General features: G+C 68.2%; 23 protein-coding genes. 11 read left to right on the top strand and 12 right to left on the bottom strand.

Annotation, left to right across the window (positions count from 1 at the left end):
- Together ACLQ6X_RS15725 and ACLQ6X_RS15720 are read right to left on the bottom strand one after the other, a co-directional pair.
- Positions 1 to 200 (bottom strand): gamma-glutamyl-gamma-aminobutyrate hydrolase family protein (locus ACLQ6X_RS15725; RefSeq protein ID WP_411701096.1); only part of this gene is annotated, 200 nt, incomplete at its 3' end.
- Positions 201 to 216: 16 nt separating this feature from the next.
- Positions 217 to 1,596 (bottom strand): glutamine synthetase family protein, encoded by a 1,380-nt coding sequence (locus tag ACLQ6X_RS15720; RefSeq protein WP_411701095.1) that lies wholly within the window; start codon positions 1,594 to 1,596, stop codon positions 217 to 219.
- Between the two features lie 180 nt (positions 1,597 to 1,776).
- Here ACLQ6X_RS15720 and ACLQ6X_RS15715 point away from each other — a divergent pair, with 180 nt between their 5' ends.
- Positions 1,777 to 3,318, top strand: a complete 1,542-nt coding sequence (locus tag ACLQ6X_RS15715) for an amino acid permease (protein WP_411701094.1) — start codon at positions 1,777 to 1,779, stop codon at positions 3,316 to 3,318.
- A gap of 163 nt (positions 3,319 to 3,481) precedes the next feature.
- On the opposite strand, the gene ACLQ6X_RS15710 is transcribed toward ACLQ6X_RS15715, so the two are convergent.
- Complete coding sequence (locus tag ACLQ6X_RS15710; protein WP_411701093.1) at positions 3,482 to 4,117, bottom strand: LysE family translocator; 636 nt, start codon at positions 4,115 to 4,117, stop codon at positions 3,482 to 3,484.
- Between the two features lie 140 nt (positions 4,118 to 4,257).
- On the opposite strand from ACLQ6X_RS15710, the gene ACLQ6X_RS15705 reads away from it, so the two are divergent.
- Entirely contained in the window at positions 4,258 to 4,830 is a 573-nt protein-coding gene (locus ACLQ6X_RS15705; protein WP_411701092.1) for a TetR/AcrR family transcriptional regulator, read from the top strand.
- 35 nt (positions 4,831 to 4,865) lie between these two features.
- Here the strand turns inward: ACLQ6X_RS15705 and ACLQ6X_RS15700 are convergent, their stop codons facing one another.
- The 3 genes from ACLQ6X_RS15700 to ACLQ6X_RS15690 are packed head-to-tail and all read right to left on the bottom strand — an operon-like array spanning position 4,866 to position 8,067.
- Positions 4,866 to 6,527 carry an FAD-binding oxidoreductase gene (locus ACLQ6X_RS15700; protein ID WP_411701091.1) on the bottom strand — a complete coding sequence of 554 codons (1,662 nt, stop codon included), beginning with the start codon at positions 6,525 to 6,527 and terminating at the stop codon, positions 4,866 to 4,868.
- 47 nt (positions 6,528 to 6,574) lie between these two features.
- The gene (locus ACLQ6X_RS15695; RefSeq protein WP_411701090.1) at positions 6,575 to 7,285 is read right to left on the bottom strand and encodes a lysophospholipid acyltransferase family protein; all 711 of its coding nucleotides are present in this window, start codon (positions 7,283 to 7,285) and stop codon (positions 6,575 to 6,577) included.
- Positions 7,282 to 8,067, bottom strand: coding sequence for an SDR family NAD(P)-dependent oxidoreductase (locus tag ACLQ6X_RS15690; RefSeq protein ID WP_411701089.1), 786 nt, complete (start codon positions 8,065 to 8,067; stop codon positions 7,282 to 7,284). The genes ACLQ6X_RS15695 and ACLQ6X_RS15690 overlap by 4 nt, the downstream gene beginning before the upstream one ends.
- Before the next feature lie 82 nt (positions 8,068 to 8,149).
- On the opposite strand from ACLQ6X_RS15690, the gene ACLQ6X_RS15685 reads away from it, so the two are divergent.
- Genes ACLQ6X_RS15685 through ACLQ6X_RS15670 form a run of 4 tightly spaced genes read left to right on the top strand, consistent with a single transcriptional unit; the run spans position 8,150 to position 12,303 of the window.
- Positions 8,150 to 8,989 carry a hypothetical protein gene (locus tag ACLQ6X_RS15685; RefSeq protein WP_411701088.1) on the top strand — a complete coding sequence of 280 codons (840 nt, stop codon included), beginning with the start codon at positions 8,150 to 8,152 and terminating at the stop codon, positions 8,987 to 8,989.
- Positions 8,986 to 11,280, top strand: a complete 2,295-nt coding sequence (locus ACLQ6X_RS15680; RefSeq protein WP_411701087.1) for an HAD-IB family hydrolase — start codon at positions 8,986 to 8,988, stop codon at positions 11,278 to 11,280. Before ACLQ6X_RS15685 ends, ACLQ6X_RS15680 begins: the two co-directional genes overlap by 4 nt.
- Positions 11,270 to 12,064: a ferritin-like domain-containing protein gene (locus ACLQ6X_RS15675; protein ID WP_411701086.1), complete on the top strand. Its 795-nt coding sequence runs from the start codon at positions 11,270 to 11,272 to the stop codon at positions 12,062 to 12,064. The genes ACLQ6X_RS15680 and ACLQ6X_RS15675 overlap by 11 nt, the downstream gene beginning before the upstream one ends.
- Positions 12,065 to 12,117: 53 nt before the next feature.
- The gene (locus ACLQ6X_RS15670; RefSeq protein ID WP_411701085.1) at positions 12,118 to 12,303 is read left to right on the top strand and encodes a DUF1918 domain-containing protein; all 186 of its coding nucleotides are present in this window, start codon (positions 12,118 to 12,120) and stop codon (positions 12,301 to 12,303) included.
- Between the two features lie 3 nt (positions 12,304 to 12,306).
- On the opposite strand, the gene ACLQ6X_RS15665 is transcribed toward ACLQ6X_RS15670, so the two are convergent.
- The 4 genes from ACLQ6X_RS15665 to ACLQ6X_RS15650 are packed head-to-tail and all read right to left on the bottom strand — an operon-like array spanning position 12,307 to position 14,771.
- On the bottom strand, positions 12,307 to 12,780 hold the full coding sequence (locus ACLQ6X_RS15665; protein WP_411701084.1) for an SRPBCC family protein: 474 nt from the start codon (positions 12,778 to 12,780) through the stop codon (positions 12,307 to 12,309).
- A complete protein-coding gene (locus ACLQ6X_RS15660; RefSeq protein WP_411701083.1) occupies positions 12,777 to 13,121 on the bottom strand; it encodes an ArsR/SmtB family transcription factor in 345 nt (114 codons plus the stop codon). Before ACLQ6X_RS15660 ends, ACLQ6X_RS15665 begins: the two co-directional genes overlap by 4 nt.
- Positions 13,122 to 13,173: 52 nt before the next feature.
- Positions 13,174 to 13,845 carry a DUF998 domain-containing protein gene (locus ACLQ6X_RS15655; RefSeq protein ID WP_411701082.1) on the bottom strand — a complete coding sequence of 224 codons (672 nt, stop codon included), beginning with the start codon at positions 13,843 to 13,845 and terminating at the stop codon, positions 13,174 to 13,176.
- A gap of 2 nt (positions 13,846 to 13,847) precedes the next feature.
- A complete protein-coding gene (locus ACLQ6X_RS15650; RefSeq protein WP_411701081.1) occupies positions 13,848 to 14,771 on the bottom strand; it encodes an alpha/beta hydrolase in 924 nt (307 codons plus the stop codon).
- A 112-nt stretch (positions 14,772 to 14,883) separates the two neighbouring features.
- On the opposite strand from ACLQ6X_RS15650, the gene ACLQ6X_RS15645 reads away from it, so the two are divergent.
- On the top strand, positions 14,884 to 15,018 hold the full coding sequence (locus ACLQ6X_RS15645; protein WP_268235588.1) for a hypothetical protein: 135 nt from the start codon (positions 14,884 to 14,886) through the stop codon (positions 15,016 to 15,018).
- Positions 15,019 to 15,083: 65 nt separating this feature from the next.
- Here ACLQ6X_RS15645 and ACLQ6X_RS15640 read toward each other — a convergent pair whose 3' ends face one another.
- Positions 15,084 to 15,575, bottom strand: a complete 492-nt coding sequence (locus tag ACLQ6X_RS15640) for an FBP domain-containing protein (RefSeq protein WP_411701080.1) — start codon at positions 15,573 to 15,575, stop codon at positions 15,084 to 15,086.
- A gap of 268 nt (positions 15,576 to 15,843) precedes the next feature.
- On the opposite strand from ACLQ6X_RS15640, the gene ACLQ6X_RS15635 reads away from it, so the two are divergent.
- A complete protein-coding gene (locus tag ACLQ6X_RS15635) occupies positions 15,844 to 16,068 on the top strand; it encodes a hypothetical protein (protein ID WP_411701079.1) in 225 nt (74 codons plus the stop codon).
- Here ACLQ6X_RS15635 and ACLQ6X_RS15630 read toward each other — a convergent pair.
- On the bottom strand, positions 16,065 to 17,033 hold the full coding sequence (locus ACLQ6X_RS15630; RefSeq protein ID WP_411701078.1) for an AraC family transcriptional regulator: 969 nt from the start codon (positions 17,031 to 17,033) through the stop codon (positions 16,065 to 16,067). The genes ACLQ6X_RS15635 and ACLQ6X_RS15630 overlap by 4 nt on opposite strands.
- Positions 17,034 to 17,056: 23 nt before the next feature.
- On the opposite strand from ACLQ6X_RS15630, the gene ACLQ6X_RS15625 reads away from it, so the two are divergent.
- The 3 genes from ACLQ6X_RS15625 to ACLQ6X_RS15615 all read left to right on the top strand — a co-directional run.
- Entirely contained in the window at positions 17,057 to 17,566 is a 510-nt protein-coding gene (locus tag ACLQ6X_RS15625) for an anthrone oxygenase family protein (RefSeq protein WP_411701077.1), read from the top strand.
- Between the two features lie 74 nt (positions 17,567 to 17,640).
- A complete protein-coding gene (locus ACLQ6X_RS15620) occupies positions 17,641 to 17,817 on the top strand; it encodes a hypothetical protein (RefSeq protein ID WP_411701076.1) in 177 nt (58 codons plus the stop codon).
- A gap of 109 nt (positions 17,818 to 17,926) precedes the next feature.
- Positions 17,927 to 18,380 (top strand): DUF222 domain-containing protein (locus tag ACLQ6X_RS15615; RefSeq protein ID WP_411701075.1); only part of this gene is annotated, 454 nt, incomplete at its 3' end.

Here is an 18,380-nt window from a genome sequence, read left to right as displayed (position 1 = left end):
ATGAGCCCGTCGAGACCGTCGAGCACCCGGTCGGCGATGGCGGGGTCTACGGGCTGGGGCGGCAGCAGCACGGCGATGCCGCCGGCCCTCGTGACCGCGTCGAAGTAGACCTGGGGCAGGAAGGCGGCGGGAACGTCCCACACCCCGGTCTGGGCCTGCTCGAGATAGGTGGTGAGACCGATCAGCGGCCTTACGGTCACTGAACCCGGCGAAGCGTCAGAAGCGTTCAAAGCCGCGCGTCCTCTCCCAGTCGGTGACGGCCGCGTCGTAGGCCAGCTGTTCCACGCGGGCGTTGTTGAGGTAGTGCGCAACGACCTCGGGGCCGAACGCCTCGGCCGCGATCGACGAGGCGCCGAACAGTTCTGCCGCGTCACGCAGAGAGGTGGGAACGCGGGGCGCATCCGAACCGTAGGCGTTTCCCTCGAAGATCGGTTCCAGCTCGAGTTCGTTCTCGATGCCGTAGAGGCCGCCCGCGATCAGTGCGGCGGTCGCGAGGTACTGGTTCACGTCACCGCCGGGCACCCGGTTCTCGACGCGTAGTCCCTGTCCGTGCCCGACCACGCGCAGCGCGCAGGTGCGGTTGTCGAGGCCCCACGCCACGGCGGTCGGCGCGAAGCTGCCCTCGACGTAGCGCTTGTACGAGTTGATGTTGGGTGCGAAGAACAGGCTGAACTCGCGGGTGGTGGCGATGAGGCCGGCGAGCCAGTGCTCCATGAGTTTCGAGAAGCCGTGCGGCCCGTCGCCCGCCATCACCGGGGTGCCGTCTTCGCCGCGCACGCTGAGGTGGATGTGGCAGCTGTTGCCCTCGCGCTCGTTGAACTTCGCCATGAAGGTGAGCGACTTGCCGTGCTTGTCGGCGATCTCTTTCGCGCCGTTCTTGTAGATGGAGTGGTTGTCGCAGGTCGCGAGCGCGTGGGCGTAGCGGAAGCCGATCTCCTGCTGCCCGAAGTTGCACTCGCCCTTCACCCCCTCGCAGTACATGCCGGCGCCGTCCATGCCGTTGCGGATGTCGCGCAGCAGCGGCTCCATGCGGGTGGAGGCGAGGATCGCGTAGTCGATGTTGTAGTCGCTGGCGGGTGTGAGGCCGGTGTAGCCCCTCGCGAACGCCGACCGGTACGAGTCGTCGAAGACGATGAACTCGAGCTCGGTGGCCGAGTAGGGCACGAGGCCGTGCTCGGCGAGGCGGGCGATCTGCGCCTTGAGGATCTCGCGCGGCGACTGCACGACGGGCTCCTCGTCGAGCCAGGTCAGGTCGGCCATCACGAGCGCGGTCGCCTCGAGCCACGGAACGACGCGCAGGGTGCCTATGTCGGGCATCATCGCCATGTCGCCGTAGCCCTTCGACCACGACGAGATCGTGTACCCGTCGACGGTGTTCATCTCGACGTCGACGGCCAGCAGGTAGTTGCAGCACTCGGCGCCGTGGGCAGCGAACTCCTCGAGGAAGAGCCGCGCCGACGCCCGTTTGCCGACCAGACGCCCCTGCATGTCGGTGAAGCCGATGATCACGGTGTCGATCTCATTGCCCGCGACGAGCTCGGTGAGCCGGTCGATGGTGAGGTTTCCGGAGACGGGCGTGGTGGCGAGCGTGGTCATGGCAGCCGATCTGGGTCGAGGGTTCCCTGTGCCGAAATTGCCTTGGCCCGACCATTAGACCACAGACGGATGCCGCGGCTCTCGTGTTTCTGTAACGCGCTGTTTACAGCCAAAGGTAGACACGAAGTACCAATAAGCGCCATGCTCTCGGATAACCCGATCGTGCTTCCTGGAGGAATGATGGCTGAGAAGACAGGCAGAAGCGTTTCCGGCGTCACCTACACGAAGGCCGAAGAGGGCTACTTCGAGAGACGCAGCCTCAAGCGTTCGGCCGGCGTCTGGGGCCTGTGGGGCCTCGCGGTGGCCGCCGTCATCTCCGGCGACTTCTCCGGCTGGAACTTCGGCATCGACTTCGCCGGCTTCGGCGGCATGCTCATCGCCTTCGCCATCCTCGTCGTGATGTACTACGGCCTCACCTTCTCGATCGGCGAGATGTCGTCGGCGATGCCGCACACCGGCGGCGCCTACTCGTTCGCCCGATCGGCGATGGGGCCGTGGGGCGGCCTCGTCACCGGCCTCGCGGAGACCATCGAGTACGTCGCGACGACGGCGGTCGTGGTGTTCTTCTCCGCCCAGTACGCCAACTCGATCACCGCGGAACTGCTGAACTTCGACCTGTCCGGCAGCATGTGGATCTGGTGGATCGTGCTCTACGCGGTCTTCATCGCCCTCAACTCGGCCGGTGCCAACATCTCGTTCAAGTTCGCGATCGTCGTCTCGATCATCTCCATCGGCATTCTGCTCGTCTTCTCGGCGATGGCGGTGTTCTCGGGTGTCTTCAGCTTCGACAGCCTGTTCGACACGGTGCCCGACCCCGGTCAGAGCGAGTTCCTGCCCCACGGCGTCTTCCCGATCCTGTTCGCCCTGCCCTTCGCGATGTGGTTCTTCCTCGGCATCGAAGAGCTGCCGCTCGCCGCGGAGGAGTCGCACAACCCCGCCCGCGACATCCCCCGCGCCGGCCTCTGGGCACGCGGAACCCTCATCGTCACTGGCCTGCTCGTGCTCGTGCTCAACACGGGGGTCATCGGCGCCGAGGCGATGGGCGTCTCGGCCGAGCCGCTGCTCGACGGGTTCCGCGCGATCGTCGGCGACCAGGCCGCCGCTGTGCTCGCGCTGCTCGCCCTTGTCGGCCTACTCGCCTCGCTGCAGGGAATCATGTTCGCCTACGGCCGCAACATGTACTCGCTCTCCCGTGCTGGGTACTACCCGAAGATCTTCTCGCTCACCGGAAAACGCCAGACCCCGTGGGTCGCGCTGCTCGTCGGCGCCATCCTCGGCTTCCTGGCGCTCGTCGTGGTCGACGTGCTCGGGCGGCTCGACGAGGAGGGTGTCGGCGCCGTGGCCGGGGCGATCGTGCTGAACATCGCCGTGTGGGGCGCGGTCGTCGCCTACTTCCTGCAGATGCTGTCGTTCATCATCCTGCGCAAGAAGTTCCCGAACGCGTCCCGGCCGTACCGCAGCCCGTGGGGCCTTTTCGGCGCCTATTCCGCGGCGGCCATCGCCCTGCTGGTGTTCCTCGGGTTCCTGTTCAACGAGGCCTTCCAGCCGGCCATCATCGCGATCGTCGTCGTCTACGTCGTCATCCTGATCGGCTTCGCCATCTACGGACGCCACCGCCTGGTGCTGTCCCCCGAGGAGGAGTACGCGCTCTCCGGCGGACTCCACGGCGACCCGCAGGCGGAGGGCTACGACACCATGGACGCCGAGATCTTCAAGAAGTAGCCCCCGCCCGCGCACCAAATGCAGGAGATTTCGCCTCGAGTCACAGATCTGGTGGGATGCACGGACCTTCGCGCAGAAATCTCCTGCATGTGGTGCACGGGACGGGCGGGTAGACGGGACGCTGGAGAGGGCGGATGCTGCGCGCGAACGCCCGCCGGGGCCGCTAGGTCTTGGTGCCGGTCGCCGCCATACCGACCCCGAGGCCGATCATGGCCACGCCACCGGTGGCGCCGAGCCGGGACAGCCGCTTCGGCGAGCGCCCGAGCCAGTCGCGGGCGAAGCCGGCCCCGATCGCCCAGACGCTGTCGAACACCATGGCGAGCAGCGCGAATACGGCGCCGAGCTCGATCATCTGCAGCGGCACTCCACCGGCGGTCGGGTCGACGAACTGCGGCAGCACGGCGATGAAGAAGACCACGGACTTCGGGTTGGTCACCCCGACCCCCGCGCCCTCGGCGAGGGAACGCCAGCGACTCCGGGGCGCATCCGAACCGCCCGTCGACGCGGCCCGGTTGCGGTGCCGGATGGCCTGCACCCCGAGGTAGACGAGGAACGCGGCGCCCGCGAACTTGACGATGGTGAACAGCACGATCGACTGTTCCAGGATCACGCCGAGGCCCAGGGCTATCGCGAGCACCTGCACGAACATGCCGACGGCGTTGCCGACCACGCTGAGCAGCGCGCCCAGCCGTCCGATGGCGAGGGCGCGGCCGACGACGAACAGCACGCTCGGCCCCGGCAACACGACGAGCAGCAGGGCGGCGAGCGTGAACGCCACGAGGTTGGCGGTGGAAACCATGCGCCGATGCTAGCGCAGGCGCGAAAATTATCGACACGCGCCCCGTAGCGTTGGCGGGTTACGATTGACGCTCGCGCGCCCTCCTGAGGGCTGCCCCACAGACATCGACCATTGAGCATCGACCACCGAGCGGAGGATTCGTGACCGAGCTGGCTCCGCGGGTCAAGGCGGTTCGTGGTCGGGCCATCGACGCCCGCATCCTCAGCGTCACGCTCGACATCCTGCGTGGACACGGCCCCGCCGCGGTGAACATCGAGGCCGTCGCGGCGAAGGCGGGCATCGCGAAGACCACGATCTACCGGCGCTACGACTCCCGTGAGCACCTGCTGCGGGCGGCCATCGAGTCGTCCACGGCGGAGGTCGCCATCCCGACCGACCTGCCCACCTACGAGACGTTCAAGTGGCTGTTGCACGATGCGGCACGCATGGCCGAGAACATGGTGGGGCGGGGCGCCGCGGCATCCATCATCCTCAACGACCATCCCGAATCGAACGACCTGATGCGCGAGATGATCAAGGCCCGCTCGGTGCGGCTCACCGAATTCCTGCACGAACGGGTGGCGGCGGGCGACCTCAAGGCCGACCTCGACATCGGACTCGCCGCCACGGTGCTGCTCGGCGCGCTGTTCGGGCAGCTGATCCGTGGCGGCGAGCTCGACGACGCGTGGGCCGACTCGGTGCTCGAACTGCTCTGGCCGGGGTTCTCGGCGTAGGAGCCCCGGTCCCTCTAGAAGGTGATCAGGTCCTTCTAGTAGGTGATCACCTTGTCGGGGTTGAAGTTCTTCTTCGGGTCGGCGGAGGCGAACAGGCCGCTCATCAGCGCGACGCCCTCCGTCGAGATGTCCTGTTCGAGCCACGGAGCGTGCTCGCGACCGACACCGTGGTGGTGCGAGATCGTTCCGCCGTGGTCGACGAAGGCCTGCTGAATGGCCCGCTTCACCACGTCGTACTGCGCGATCGCGGTGTCGCCGCCGTGCACGAAGGCGAACGTGAAGTAGAGGCAGGCACCCGAGTGGTACGAGTGCGAGAGGTGGCTCATGATCCAGCCGGGCGTGCCGATCCTCTCGTAGGCCTCGTTCGCGGCGGCGTAGACGGCGTCGTGGATCTCGTTGAGGCGCGACCAGGGCGCGGCGGTCTCCGACACGTCGGCGGCGGCGCCGCGGTCGAGCAGGAAGTCGCGCAGGTACGGGGTGTCGAACTTCTTCTGGTCGTAGAGCACGCCCGGGCCCTTGCCCACCCCGAGTCCGCCGTGCTTCTTCACGATGCGGGCCACGATCTTCTTCTCGTAGGCCACGTGCGACTTGCTGCCCTCGAAGCCGATGAACGACAGGTTGATGCCCTCGAGGTTCCAGCCGCGGCGCTTCAGGTAGGCCATCAGCAGCTTCTGCGGGTCGAAACCGGTCTTCGCCTTGCCGGTCGCGAACGAGAAGCCGCTCTCGCGGGCGTCCGAGACGCGGGTGACGGTCGGGCGGGCGTCGCTCTCGGAGATCTCGTGCATCGCGGCGATGCCGGCCTCCCAGTTCGGGAAGAGGTAGCCGTTGATCTCGCGCACCTCGGGGGTGCGGTGCACCTGCACGGTGACCTCGGTGATGACACCGAGACGGCCCTCGCTGCCGAGGATCATCTCGCGCACACTCGGACCGGTGGAGGCCGAGGGCACGGGACGGATGTCGACGATGCCGGCGGGGCGCACCATGCGCAGGCCGCGGGCGATGTCGGCGATGTCGCCGTACTTGTCGCTCTGCATGCCCGACGAGCGGGTGGCCACCCAGCCGCCGAGGGTGGAGTGGGTGAAGCTGTCGGGGAAGTGGCCCATGGTCCAGCCGCGGGCGTTCAGCTGCTCTTCGATGAACGGGCCCTGCGCGCCGGCCTGGATGCGGGCGATGCCCGAACCCTCGTCGATGGAGACGACCTTGTTCAGGCGGCCGAGGTCGAGCGAGATGACGACGCGGGCCTCGCCCGGGTGCGGCTCGAGGCTGCCGGAGATGTTGCTGCCGCCGCCGAACGGGATGATCACGGCGTTGGCCGTGACCGCGGCGGAGACCACCGCGGCGACCTCGGCCTCGTCGGCCGGGTACACGACGACGTCGGGCATGCGCGGCAGGTCGCTCGCGCGGATGCGCAGCAGGTCGCGGATGCTCTTGCCATAGGTGTGCACGAGCCGCAGTTCGTCGTCGACGATCGCGTTGTCGGCGCCGACGATCGCACCGAGCTCGGCGAGCAACGCGGCGTCGATAGTGCTCGACGGCAGGGTCAGGTCGCTGAAGGCGACGCTCGAACCGGCGCTGCCGTCGAGCTCGAGTCCGACGGCCTTCTTGACGAAGGGTGCGAACGCCGGCTTGTTGTCGTAGGTGAACGCGACACCCTCGACTCCCCAGCCCCACCACTTCATGTGCTTGACGTTCGCCATGGTTCTACTTTCCTATCGTGCTGATTACGTGCTGATACGAGTGGGGACTACGCGGAGTGTGCCGCGTGCAGGTCCAACACCGCGCGGTGCAGTCTTGCAGAGAAATCCGAGGCGCTCTCGCCCGGTGCGGCGACCATCGGTTCGCCGAAGACGACCACCACCGGCGGGCGTCCCGGAACGGGCCAGTTGCGCCCGGGCGGCATGGCGTCCGCGGCGCCGATGATCGCGACCGGCACGCAGGGCGCACCGACGTGCATTGAGAGCACCGCGGCGCCGGGCTTGAACGGGCCGATGATGCCGTCTTTCGACCGTCCGCCCTGCGGGAAGATCAGCAGCGGCACGCCACGGCCGAGCAGTTCTTTGGCGAGGCCCGAGCGCGAACCCTGGCCCGTGCGGTCTACGGGGAAGGCGTTGAAGAACAGCGCCGTCGCTGCACGACGCCAGGCCACGTCGAAGAAGTAGTCTGCGGCGGCACCCGCGGCGAGATACCGCGCCCGCGCCCTGGGCAGGGCGCCGGTGATGAGGGGCGCATCCAGATGGCTCGAATGGTTCGCCACGACGATGAACGGGTCTTTCAGGTCTGCGAGTGTCTCTTTGCCCTTGACCGTCACCTTCGCGACCGACCAGACGACGCCCTTAAGGATGACGCGCTGGGCGACGAATCGCGCGGCGGCGTGACCCGACGACGAGAAGCGGTGCAGGTGCGTGACCTTCACCGGCTTGGCGGCCTTGCCGGGCTTGGCGGCCTCGTCGCTCATGCGTGGGTCTCGACTGAGTTGCTGCGGCTCGACGAGATCTTGCCGGAGATCCAGCGCACCACGCCGCGCGGCAGGTGCCGCACGATGAAGAACAGGAACTTGAACCGCGCCGAGGGGATGACGAGCACGCGGCCCTTCTCCGAGGCACGGAGACCCGACTCGATGGTCAGGCCCGCGTCGATCCACAACGCGTTCGGGATCGAATTCGTCGTGATGCCGGCGCGGTCGTGGAACTCGGTGTGCACCCAGCCGGGCATGAGCGCCGTGACGCGCACGCCCGTGCCGCGGAGCTCGACCGCGAGGCCCTCGCTGTAGCTGCGCACCCAGGCCTTGACGGCCGAGTAGCTGCCCATCGCCATGTAGCCGGCGACGCTCGAGACATTGATAATGGCGCCGTCGCCGCGCGCACGCATGGCCCGGCCGGCCGCTCCGCCGAGCACGAGCACCGAACGGATCATCACCTCGATGGCGCGGTCGTGCGCGGTCGTGTCGGCCGAGGTGAGCGGGGTGTGGATGCCGAATCCCGCGTTGTTCACGAACACGTCGATGGGGCGGGCGACATCCGTCAGCCTGTCGACGACCACGTCGACGTCGGCGCGGTCGCTCAGATCGGCGCGGAGCGTCTCGACGGAGCGGCCCGACGCACGCAGTTCTGCGGCCATCGAATCGAGCCGTTCGGGGTTTCTCGCGACGAGCACGAGATCGTATCCACGACGGGCGAGGGCCCGGGCGAACTCCGCTCCGAGGCCCGACGTCCCACCCGTGACGAGAGCAGTAGCCATTCGGACAGGATACGCTACGCGGCCCGTATCGTTGATCGAATAGACTTCGGTGCACCAGATTGTTTCGGCGGGAAAGAGCATCGTGCACAGTGAGACAGACGGCCCTCCCGTGGCCGTTCCCGCCCAGGGATTCAGCGTGCGCGACTACGCGCGCACGGCCGCGGGAAGCCACCGCGACGACATCGACCTGGCGCCCTTCGCCGCGTCTCCCCTGCGACCCGACACACTTCGCGCCCTGCGCTACGTCGCCGCCGTCGAGAGCGGAACGATGGGCCACCTGCGCAACGTGCTCGTCACCGCGACGCACAAAGACGCCAGGGTCACCGCGTTTCTCGGCACCTGGGCGTTCGAGAAGTTCTGGATCGCCGACGCGCTGCAGCACGTGATCGATGCCCACGACGTGACCCTCCCCGCGCCGAAGCAGCGCTCCCGGGTGGCCGCGTTCTTCGGCGAGATCCGCGAGCGGGTGCGCCCCATCACCGGGTCGATCCGGGCGAGCAAGCTCGGCGAAGACATGATCGCGGTGCACATGACCCTCGGCACGATAGACGAGTGGATGACACAGGCCGCACTCGCCCGCATTGTGGCTCTCGACCCCAACCCGGCACTCGCCGCGATCGTCGACAGGCTCGTCGCGGTGCAGGCACGCCAGCTCGAATTCTTCGAGGCGCAGGCGCGCGACCGTCTCGCGTTCGCCGAGCACACCCGCGTCACCGTCGCCCGTCAGATCGCCGCGGCCCAGTGGCCCATCGGCGCCGAGGCCGAGGCGAAATCCGAGACCGACTTCTTCTACTCCTATCTGTTCGCCAGTTCCCCCGGCACCGCCGCGGCGATCGACGCGAAAATCTCCTCTCTCCCCGGCCAGGAAGGGCTCCCCCTCATTTCACGCGCAGTAGCAGCACACGCCGGATCACCCGCATGAGCCCCGCCGACAAGAAGGCCGGCCTCGCCGGCGCCCACGTCTTCCTCACCGGCGCGACCGGTTTCGTCGGCCAGGCGGTGCTCGAGCGTCTGCTCTCGTCCTACCCCGACACCCGCGTGTCGATCCTGGTGCGCACCAAGGGCAGCGCCACCACCGAGACCCGTCTGGCGAACCTGCTGCGCAAGCCCGTGTTCTCGGCGTGGAAAGAGAAGGTGGGCGACGACGAGGCGGCCCGCATTCTCGCCGAGCGCGTGAGTGTCGTCTCGGGCAGTCTCACCTCGATCTCCGAGCTGCCCGGCGACATCGATGTGGTGATCCACGGTGCATCCACCGTCTCGTTCGATCCACCGATCGACGAGGCCTTCGACACGAACGTCGGCGGCGCCCTGGGCCTCTACGGCGCCCTGCTCGCCTCGGGCTCCGACCCGCACGTCGTGCACGTCTCCACCTGCTACGTCGGCGGCATCCGCAAGGGCATCATGCCCGAGGCGTCGCTCACTCACGAGGTCGATTGGCGCGCGGAGGCCGCCTCGGCCGCGAAAGCCCGCGAACAAGTCGAACTGGCCTCCCGCGAACCCGAGAGCCTGCGCCGCTTCATCGGCCGCTCCCGTGCCGCCAACGGCAAGGCCGGCCCGCAGGCCGTCGCCCGCGCCGCCGAGACGGCCCGCGCCGAGTGGGTCACCAGAGAGCTGGTCGACTACGGCCGCACCCGCGCCGAGAGCCTGGGCTGGACCGATGTGTACACGCTCACCAAGGCCTTCGGCGAGCGCGCGGCCGAGGAGCTGTGGGCCCAGGCGGGCCACCGCCTCTCCGTGGTGCGCCCGGCGATCATCGAGAGCGCGCTGCACCACCCGTTCCCGGGCTGGATCGACGGCTTCAAGGTCGCCGACCCGCTCATCCTCGCCTACGGGCGCGGCCAACTGCCCGACTTCCCGGGCCTGCCCGACTCGATCCTCGACATCATCCCCGTCGACTACGTCGTGAACGCGATCATCGCGGCGGCCGGTACCGACCCCGACCCGGCAGACCCGCAGTACTACCACGTCAATTCGGGCGCCTCGAATCCGCTGCCGTTCCACGAGATGTACGAGAACGTCAACGAGTTCTTCACCGCGAATCCGCTGCCACACGAAGACGGTCACATCAGCGTGCCGCTCTGGCGCTTCCCCGGCGCCCGCAAGGTGGAGCGCGCGCTCAAGCGCCGCGAAGACATCGCGGAGTTCGCCGAGCGCGCCATCACGCGGCTGCCCTCGACGAAGCGCACCCAGAAGTGGCTCGACGGCGTGCACGTCAACCAGAACGCGCTCGAGACACTGCGCGGCTACACCGAGCTCTACCGCGCCTACGTGCAGACCGAGATCATCTTCGACGACAGCAACGCGAAGAGACTGCACAACTCGATCCCCGCCGAGAAGCGTGCCGACCTCGGTTTCGACGTCGCCGCCATCGACTGGAACGACTACTTCCAGCGCGTGCACTTCCCCGCCATCACCGCCCTCACCAAGGCGTTCGCGAACCGCCCGCAGGGAAACAAGCGCGCGCAACGCGCCCTTCCGAAGCGGTCGGATGTTGTGGCCGTCTTCGACCTGGAGGGCACGGTTCTCGAGTCCAACCTCGTGCAGCAGTACCTCTGGCTGGGCATCACCAAGACGTTCATGGCGCGCGAGCTCGCCAGCCTGGCCGTCTCGATCCCCAAGTACCTGCGCGCGGAGCGTCATGACCGCGGCGAGTTCATCCGCACGTTCATGCGCCGCTACGAGGGCATCAGGGTGTCGCGCATCGAGGCGCTCGTGCGCGGCCGCTTCGGACGCCAGCTGATCAACCACGTCTACCCCGATGCTCTGCGCCGTGCGCAGGAACACCGCGAGGCAGGGCACCGCACCGTGCTCGTCACCGGCACGATCGACCTCATGACCACGCCGCTCGCTCCGTTCTTCGACGAGGTGGTCGCCGGCAGCATGCACGAGCGCGACGGCGTGCTCACCGGCTATCTGGCCACGCCCCCGCTCGTCGACGAGGCGCGCGCCTCCTGGTTGCGTGAATACGCGAAGCAGCACGGCCTGAACCTCAGCCAGTCGTACGGCTACGGCGACTCGCACGCCGACGTGCCGTGGTTGCAGCTGCTCGGCAACCCGACCGCCGTGAACCCCGACACCCAGCTCTACAGCCAGGCGCAGGCCAAGCGGTGGACTATCCAATCCTGGGCGACGACGGCCAAACTGGGAAGGCATCCCGCTCCGAATGCTCCGGTAAGCCCGACCGACGAGAAAGTTGCCTCCCATGGCGTTTGACATCGACAAGTACACGGCGACCAGCGTCAACGTGAACTGGAGCGACCTCGATTTCGACGAGTTCAAGACCAACCCGCTGCCCGATTCGACGCTGCGCAGCCTGCGTTACATGTGCGACATCGAGTACCACACGGTCTGCTACCTGCGCGACATGCTCGTGACGCCCTCGCACAAAGACCCCGAGGTCTCGGCGTTTATGACGATGTGGAACCGCGAGGAGTTCTGGCACGGCGAGGCCCTCGCCGAGGTGCTCGGCGCCCACGGAATCACCGTCGACTTCGACCAGCTGAAGGCCACCCGCCTCAAGCTCGGCTGGAAGGACCGGCTCGACCCGGTGAAGCAGTCGCTGCTCGGCAACATCGTGGGCAAGGACTTCATCGCCGTGCACATGATCTGGGGTGCCGCCAACGAGTGGTCGGCGGTGGCCGCCTACAACCGCCTCGCCGAACTGGAGAAGCACCCGGTGCTGGCCGTGCTGCTCAAGCGCATCGCCAAGCAGGAGGCCAAGCACGTCGCCTTCTACGCCACGCAGGCACGCGAGCGTCTCGCGGCCAGCAAAAAGGCCCGCGTCATAGCCCGCTTCGCCCTGAAGAAGGCGTGGGGGCCCGTCGGCTCGAGCGTGATGGAACCCGAGGAAGTGACCCACGTGATGGGCCACCTGTTCGCGGGCGACGAGGGCATGCGCGAGATCCGCAAGCTCGACGACCACATCTCCCGGATGCCCGGACTGGAGGGTCTCGAGATCGTGGAGACCGCGATGAAGAAGTACGGCGTCGCCGCCTAACCCCTCTTTCCGCGGGTCGCGCCCGGTCGTACGATGGGCGCGAGGTGATCGCAATGCGCGCAACAGTGGGCGAACGGATCGTCATCCACGGCAAGAACGTGGGCTCCCCCGACCGCCACGGAGAAATAGCCGAGGTTCGGGGAAACGACGGCGACCCGCCCTATCTCGTCAAGTTCGACGACGGGCACGAGTCGCTGGTCTTCCCCGGACCCGACTGCTCGCTCGAGCGCACGGGCTGACCGCTACGGGCGCTCGACGAGAGCGGCGAGCTGCCCGGTGACGGTGCCCCAGCCGTCGTAGAACCCCATCCGCTCGTGCGCCGCCCGGTCAGACTCGCTGCGGTGCATCACACGCGCCTCGTAGGCGGTGCCGTCGGGGTGGTCGGCGAGGGTGATCACGGCGGTCATAAACGGCTCCTCGGCCGGCCGCCATCCAGCGACGAGCGAGTTCGTGAACACGGTGCGCTCCAGGCGGTCGACGGCGAGGAAACAGCCGGTCAGGTGCGGCCCGAACTCACCCCCGTCCTCGCTGATCTGGGTGAGGAAGGACCCGCCCGGTGTGAGATCCAGATCGACGACACGGCATCGGGCGGGTGCCGGCACCCACCACTGTTCGAAGCTCGCCGGATCGGTCCAGGCCTCCCAGACTGCCGCGCGGGGTGCCGCGATGACGCGCGAGATAGAGAGGTCGAGGTCGGGGCGTGTAAGGCTTGTCATAGTTCCTTCTCTTCGATTCGGATGCTGGCGGCGAACGTTTCGAGACGGTCGGTGCGCCCCTCCCACACGTCGCGCTGCGTCAACAGCCAGTTCTCGACGGCAGCGTAGGAGGCGGTATCGAGGGTGCACGTGCGCACCCGCCCGACCTTGCGCGTGCGGATCCACCCGCTCTTCTCGAGCAGCCGGATGTGCTTCATAAACGACGGCAACGCCATGTCGAACGGCCCGGCCAGCTCGCTGATACTCGCCGGACCCGTGCCGAGCCTGCTCAGCACGGCGCGTCGGGTCGGATCGGCCAGCGCTTGGAATGCGTCGTCGAGAGTCGTCGAATACTGAGCCATGCGGCTAAGTATTGCGCGCGGTCGTCTCCGGCGCAAGAGGGGGGGGTGCGGGTCAGCCCCGACGGACGGACCCAGCTACGGGCCGACCGGCCCGGAAGGTCGACAGCACCGCGACGCCGATCAGCAGCTGCCACACGGTCACGGAGTACACGCCGCCGCGCTCCCATAGACCGTCGAACCGCACGTCGGAGAGCCCGGCGAGAAGCACGCTCTCGCTGAGCAGGCCGACGACGGGCAGCACCACGCTGGCGATCGAGAACCAGCGCGGCAGGCCCGCGCGCACGGCGGCCAGACCGGCCACGAGCGCGGTCAGGTTGCCGAAGACGATAGCCAGGAACGCGCCGATCAGGTGCAACGGTCCGGCATCCGCAGCCTCGTCGAAGAGTCCGACGAGCACGATGCCCACGCCGTGCAGCACGGCGAAGCCCACGAAGAGCCAGCGCGAGACGCCCCCGAACATTCCGGCGAGCAGCACCGCGCCGACGACGAAGAACACGCCCTCGAGCACGAACCCGGTGTTCATCACCCACGCCAGCGGGGAATCGACCTGCCGGCCGCCGTAGATCTGGGCGTCCGGCACGCCCAGGTCGCTGATGTAGTTGACCGCGTAGTCGTAGCGCGGCGTGGTCCAGGCGGCGGCCGCGATGGCCTCGAGCGTGACGTACTGCAACGCGCCGACGATGAACGCCAGGGCTCCCGCGAGGCGGCGGCCCGGGGCATCCATTCTCACAGGCTCCACTCTTCTGCCGTCAGCACTGCCTCGATCACCGCGCGCGCCTCGGCCCCCTCGGGAATCGGCAGCAACGGGTACACATGCAGCATGTTCGCCCGCTGCTGGAAGTCGAGCGGGTGACCCTCGGCCCGGGCCTTCCTCGCGAGGGTGATCGCGTCGGCGTGGGTGATATCGCGCGTGCCGCTGAACAGGGTGATGCGGCCGATGCCGGAGAGCGGCGCGTTCACGGGGCTCACGAACGGGTGGTCGATGGGCAGGTGGCCGCGCCAGACCTCGGCCGCCGCCTTCGGTCCGGGCACGTTCAACCACGGATCGCGCGGCTCGATCTCGTAGATCAGCGGGTCGCTGAAGGTGAGGTCGATCACGGGCGAGATCAGCACGATGTCGCGGGGCGCGGGCACGCCGCGGTCACGCAGCAGCATGGCCGCGGAGAGCGCGATGGTGCCGCCGGCGGAGTCGCCGAGGATGAGAACAGCGGATGACCCGGCCTCCGCCACCAGCTCGGCCGCGAGATCGGCGACCACCGGCACGACCTCGCCGGCCGTTCCCCGCGGCACGAGCGGATAGATCGGCACGGTGAACTCGGTGCCCGTGTTCACCGCGAGGCGGGCGATCAGCCACCAGTGGAACGGAGAGATCTCGTGCACCCACGCACCGCCGTGCACATAGACCGCCCTGCGGCGAACGGGTCGATCACGCGGCGTCACGGTGTAGACCGGCCATCCGGCCACCTGGCGCACCGTGATGCGCACCGACCGGTCGATGTTCTTGGGCGGCGCGAACGACTCCGGACGCAGCGCGTGCTCGGCGGCGAGGCGCATAGTGACGTCAGGTGACGAGAACTCCCGCTTGCTCCCCCTCGCTCGCATGATCGGGGGCAGCAGGGCGGAACGGAGGCTTCGGCGCGAATGGGTCACACGCCATTCTCTCTACACCTCCCCGTGCCAACCTGCGAGTCATCCGACCGGCTATGCGACACGGGCCACCGTGGCGTACCGTCGAAGCAAGAAATCGACGAAAGGGAGATCAATGACGACTTCGAAGCGCGAGGGCGAAGGCGAATACACCGACAACGACCCGCTCGATCCGGCGGACCGCACGGTGGAGGCCGAAGGCGAGTACACCGACTCCGAGATTCCCGGCGAGACCATCCCCGAGAAGTAGCGACACCAGCGAGACGGAGGCCCGTCACCCCATAGGGTGACGGGCCTCTTTTCCAGCTGTACCGGCTAGACGCCCAGCACGACGCCGGTCGCGAAGTCGGTAACCCGCTGCCGCAGCACGGCTATGCGCTGCCCGCGCGCCGCCTCCCGGTCGAAGCCGATGTAGGCCGACGGAGGCAGTTTGCGCACGTTGGTCGAGCACTCGAACTTCGAGCAGATCAGCGTACCCACCGTGTTGCCGTTGCGTCCTGCCGGCCCCGTGCGTCGTGCGCTGTAGAGCACGACGTCGTTGGGCAGGTGCACGTCTTGACACCAGGAGCACTGGGCCCGGCTGCGCGGTGCCGCGTCGGCCTGCCGGAGCACGATGCCCACCGGCCCGTCGGGCAGCGGAACCACGATGTAGGCGCGCTTCGCCATCTTCGGGTCGATCCACCCGAGATAGTCGAGGCGATCCCAGTCGAGGTCGGCAAAACCGGCGGGGAAGGTCAGGTCGGATGTTTCTTTGCGCGACGCGTTCACGAACGACGCGCGGATAGTTTTCTCGTCGAGAGAGATCATGCGGATGCTCCAGGGTCGATGCCCGCGGCAGAGTGCATCGCGAGCAGGATGTTCGGTGAAATAGGGGGAAAGCCGAAGGGCTATCTGCGGCCGGCGAGTGGAATGCCGACAACCCCCAAGCGCCCCGAGGGCGTCACGAACATGCGGGAGACTCTCACCCGGGCAGCTTACGCCTCGGAGGGCGCGCTGTGACGAAAAGGGGCGTCGGATGTCACTGGGCATCGGGCACGCGCTTCCGGCCGGCGCGACCACGGCTCATACTGGGCCCATGGACACCTCCATCGCGGGTTTCATCGTCACCATCGCGTTGATCCTCACCGCTATCGTTTCCCTGGTCCGAACGATCAGGGCGGCTCGCCTGCGTCGCCGGTTCGCCGCGGACCGCGACGACACCCAGCGGGCGGGAACGGCCGTTGAGGCGAACCCGTACGACGCGGCCCAGCGTGCCGGCGGCAGTTCGGCGTGGATGCGGCCCGGCGGCGGCGGGTTCTAACCGACGTCGCGACGTCGGACGGGAACGGAGGCCGGGTACACGCGCCGCCGGTACTCGGTCGGACTCTGCAGAAAGCGCCGCTTGAACGCCGTGCTCAACGCGAACGGGCTGCCGTATCCGACCTCCGTCGCGATCTGGCTGGTCGTCGCCTCCGGCCGCGCGAGCATCTCGCTCGCCAACAGCATGCGCCAGTTGGTGAGGTACGAGATGGGCGACTCGCCCACGGTCGCGCGGAAGCGGCTGGCCACGGTGGCGCGTGACACATTCAGCCGCCGGGCCAGAACGTCGAGCGTCCACGCCGCGCCGGGATCGCCGTGGAACAGTTCGAGGGCCCGCGCCACGAGCGGGTCGGACCGGCCGGCGAGCCAGCCCCGCGCCGACTCCGGATGCTCGGACGCCCAGACGCGGATCGTGTGCACGAGCAGCACGTCGAGCAGGCGGTCGACGGTGCTGCCCTGTCCGGATGCGTCGCTGGTGATCTCTCGCCCCAGCAGGGCGACGAGGGCCGGGTCGATCTGACCCGAACGTGCGACGGCGACTCTGGGCAGCGCGGCCGTCACCGCGCGGCTCACCTCGGCGTCGCTCGTGTAGGTGCCGATCAGCATGCTCGTCTGGCCGAGGGGCGAGTTGCCCCACGTGCGCACGCCGTGCGACAGCGTCACGTCGAGATGCTCCCCGGTCGGGGTGGTGCACAGCTGCCCGGGATGGATCACCGCGTCGGGCGCTCGGGACGCGTCATCCGACACCGAGTATGGGGCTGGACCGCGCACCAACGCGACATCCCCGGGCTCGAGATCGTGCAGGACGCCGTCGCTGGCGAGAACCGCGCTGCCGGTCATCATCGCGATCACGGTGAGCGGCGCCTCGTCGCGAACGTCGATCGACCAGCCGGGCGCCATCACCACGCGCAGGGCGAAGGCGCGGTGCGCGCGCGGGCCGTCGAGGAGGTGGGCGAGCGGATCCATGCGTCAAAATTAGACGATCACGTATGGATGCGATACGGCTGACTATTCAAACGTTGCCTGCGGTGGTCTTAGCTAGCGGCATGAACTCCTTTGAAACCGCGACCGTCGTCACCGCTGCCGCCTGCGCGGGCGTGGCCGGCGGGGTGTACTTCTCCTTTTCCGCGCTCGTGCTTCCCGCGCTGCGCACGCACGCCGCGGGCGATGCGATTGCGGCCATGCGCGCGGTCAATGTCGCCGCGGTGCGTGCGCCGTTTATGCTCGTCTTCTTCGGCGGCGCCGTCAGCGCCGCGGCGATTGCCGTGGTCGAACTGGTCGGCGACACCCACCCGGCGCGTATTGCGGGTGCGGCACTCGCGCTCGCGGCGTTCGGAATCACTGTCGTGCGCAACGTGCCGCTCAACAACGCGCTCGCGGGCGGCTCGCCCGATTGGCAGCGCTTCGAGCCGCGCTGGCGGCGCGCCAACCACGCCAGGGCGGCCGCCTCGATTCTCGCCGCTGTGGTGCTGGGTGCGTCGCTCGCCGACGCTTCTTAGCGTGCGTCAGCCGCTCTGACCTTGACCCCTGTCAACCACTCGGCGGGGCGGAAGCCGAGCCCTAGGCTGGCGCCATGTTCCGACGCCAACTCATCGGCCTGGCGCTGCTCGTCGGCGGGCTCGTGATCGGCGGCGGAGGGTGGACGATGGCGTCGGCCGCCGACAACGAGCTGCTGGGCCTGGTGTTCGGATTCGTCGGGCTGATGACCGTGCTCAGCGGCGGGATGCTGATGCAGCGCGGGACGTCCTGAGTTCGATCGTGAGCGTCGCGACCTGACTACTCTGCTGTGGATAACGGGGTTGTCCACAGGTTTCCGGCCGGTGCGGGGCAATGTCGGTGGCCGCGGTTTCACTTCCGGCATGACAGATCTGATCGAGCGGCAACCCGGGGCCGAGGCGCCGCGTATCGCGATGCTGCGCCGGACGCTCGGCGGGGTGCTCGACACCGTCGAGACCGTCGACCGCATCCAGGGGGCGACCGCGGCCGCCCGGGCGGAACTGATCGACGCCGCCCGACGCACCAGCGAGGCCATCGCGGCAGAAACCTCCTCCGGCGGGCCGCTCGGGTCTGAGCCCCACGGGTGGAACGCGGCGGTGCGTGCCCGGCGGGAGCTGACGTTCGACCTCGCCGCCCGGCTGCGGATCCCCGAGCGCACCGCGGAGACCCTGATCGGCGAATCGCAGCGCCTCGTGCAGGCGCTGCCCGACACCCACCGGGCACTCGGCGCCGGCGAGATCAGCTACCGGCACGCGCAGATCATCGTCGACCAGACCGCCGGACTCTCCGACACCGTCACCACCGAATTCGAACGCA

The sequence above is a fragment of the Conyzicola sp. genome, from assembly GCF_046714715.1.
In the GTDB taxonomy this organism is placed as follows: domain Bacteria; phylum Actinomycetota; class Actinomycetes; order Actinomycetales; family Microbacteriaceae; genus Conyzicola.
This window is presented reverse-complemented; position numbering and strand designations above follow the sequence as displayed.

Bases quoted from the DNA above. Each gene is read 5' to 3' on its own strand.
- ACLQ6X_RS15720 (WP_411701095.1), bottom strand. From the start codon at position 1,596: ATGACCACGCTCGCCACCACGCCCGTCTCCGGAAACCTCACCATCGAC.
- ACLQ6X_RS15715 (WP_411701094.1), top strand. From the start codon at position 1,777: ATGGCTGAGAAGACAGGCAGAAGCGTTTCCGGCGTCACCTACACGAAG.
- ACLQ6X_RS15710 (WP_411701093.1), bottom strand. From the start codon at position 4,117: ATGGTTTCCACCGCCAACCTCGTGGCGTTCACGCTCGCCGCCCTGCTG.
- ACLQ6X_RS15700 (WP_411701091.1), bottom strand. From the start codon at position 6,527: ATGGCGAACGTCAAGCACATGAAGTGGTGGGGCTGGGGAGTCGAGGGT.
- ACLQ6X_RS15695 (WP_411701090.1), bottom strand. From the start codon at position 7,285: ATGAGCGACGAGGCCGCCAAGCCCGGCAAGGCCGCCAAGCCGGTGAAG.
- ACLQ6X_RS15690 (WP_411701089.1), bottom strand. From the start codon at position 8,067: ATGGCTACTGCTCTCGTCACGGGTGGGACGTCGGGCCTCGGAGCGGAG.
- ACLQ6X_RS15680 (WP_411701087.1), top strand. From the start codon at position 8,986: ATGAGCCCCGCCGACAAGAAGGCCGGCCTCGCCGGCGCCCACGTCTTC.
- ACLQ6X_RS15675 (WP_411701086.1), top strand. From the start codon at position 11,270: ATGGCGTTTGACATCGACAAGTACACGGCGACCAGCGTCAACGTGAAC.
- ACLQ6X_RS15670 (WP_411701085.1), top strand. From the start codon at position 12,118: ATGCGCGCAACAGTGGGCGAACGGATCGTCATCCACGGCAAGAACGTG.
- ACLQ6X_RS15665 (WP_411701084.1), bottom strand. From the start codon at position 12,780: ATGACAAGCCTTACACGCCCCGACCTCGACCTCTCTATCTCGCGCGTC.
- ACLQ6X_RS15660 (WP_411701083.1), bottom strand. From the start codon at position 13,121: ATGGCTCAGTATTCGACGACTCTCGACGACGCATTCCAAGCGCTGGCC.
- ACLQ6X_RS15655 (WP_411701082.1), bottom strand. From the start codon at position 13,845: ATGGATGCCCCGGGCCGCCGCCTCGCGGGAGCCCTGGCGTTCATCGTC.
- ACLQ6X_RS15645 (WP_268235588.1), top strand. From the start codon at position 14,884: ATGACGACTTCGAAGCGCGAGGGCGAAGGCGAATACACCGACAACGAC.
- ACLQ6X_RS15640 (WP_411701080.1), bottom strand. From the start codon at position 15,575: ATGATCTCTCTCGACGAGAAAACTATCCGCGCGTCGTTCGTGAACGCG.
- ACLQ6X_RS15635 (WP_411701079.1), top strand. From the start codon at position 15,844: ATGGACACCTCCATCGCGGGTTTCATCGTCACCATCGCGTTGATCCTC.
- ACLQ6X_RS15630 (WP_411701078.1), bottom strand. From the start codon at position 17,033: ATGGATCCGCTCGCCCACCTCCTCGACGGCCCGCGCGCGCACCGCGCC.
- ACLQ6X_RS15625 (WP_411701077.1), top strand. From the start codon at position 17,057: ATGGATGCGATACGGCTGACTATTCAAACGTTGCCTGCGGTGGTCTTA.
- ACLQ6X_RS15620 (WP_411701076.1), top strand. From the start codon at position 17,641: ATGTTCCGACGCCAACTCATCGGCCTGGCGCTGCTCGTCGGCGGGCTC.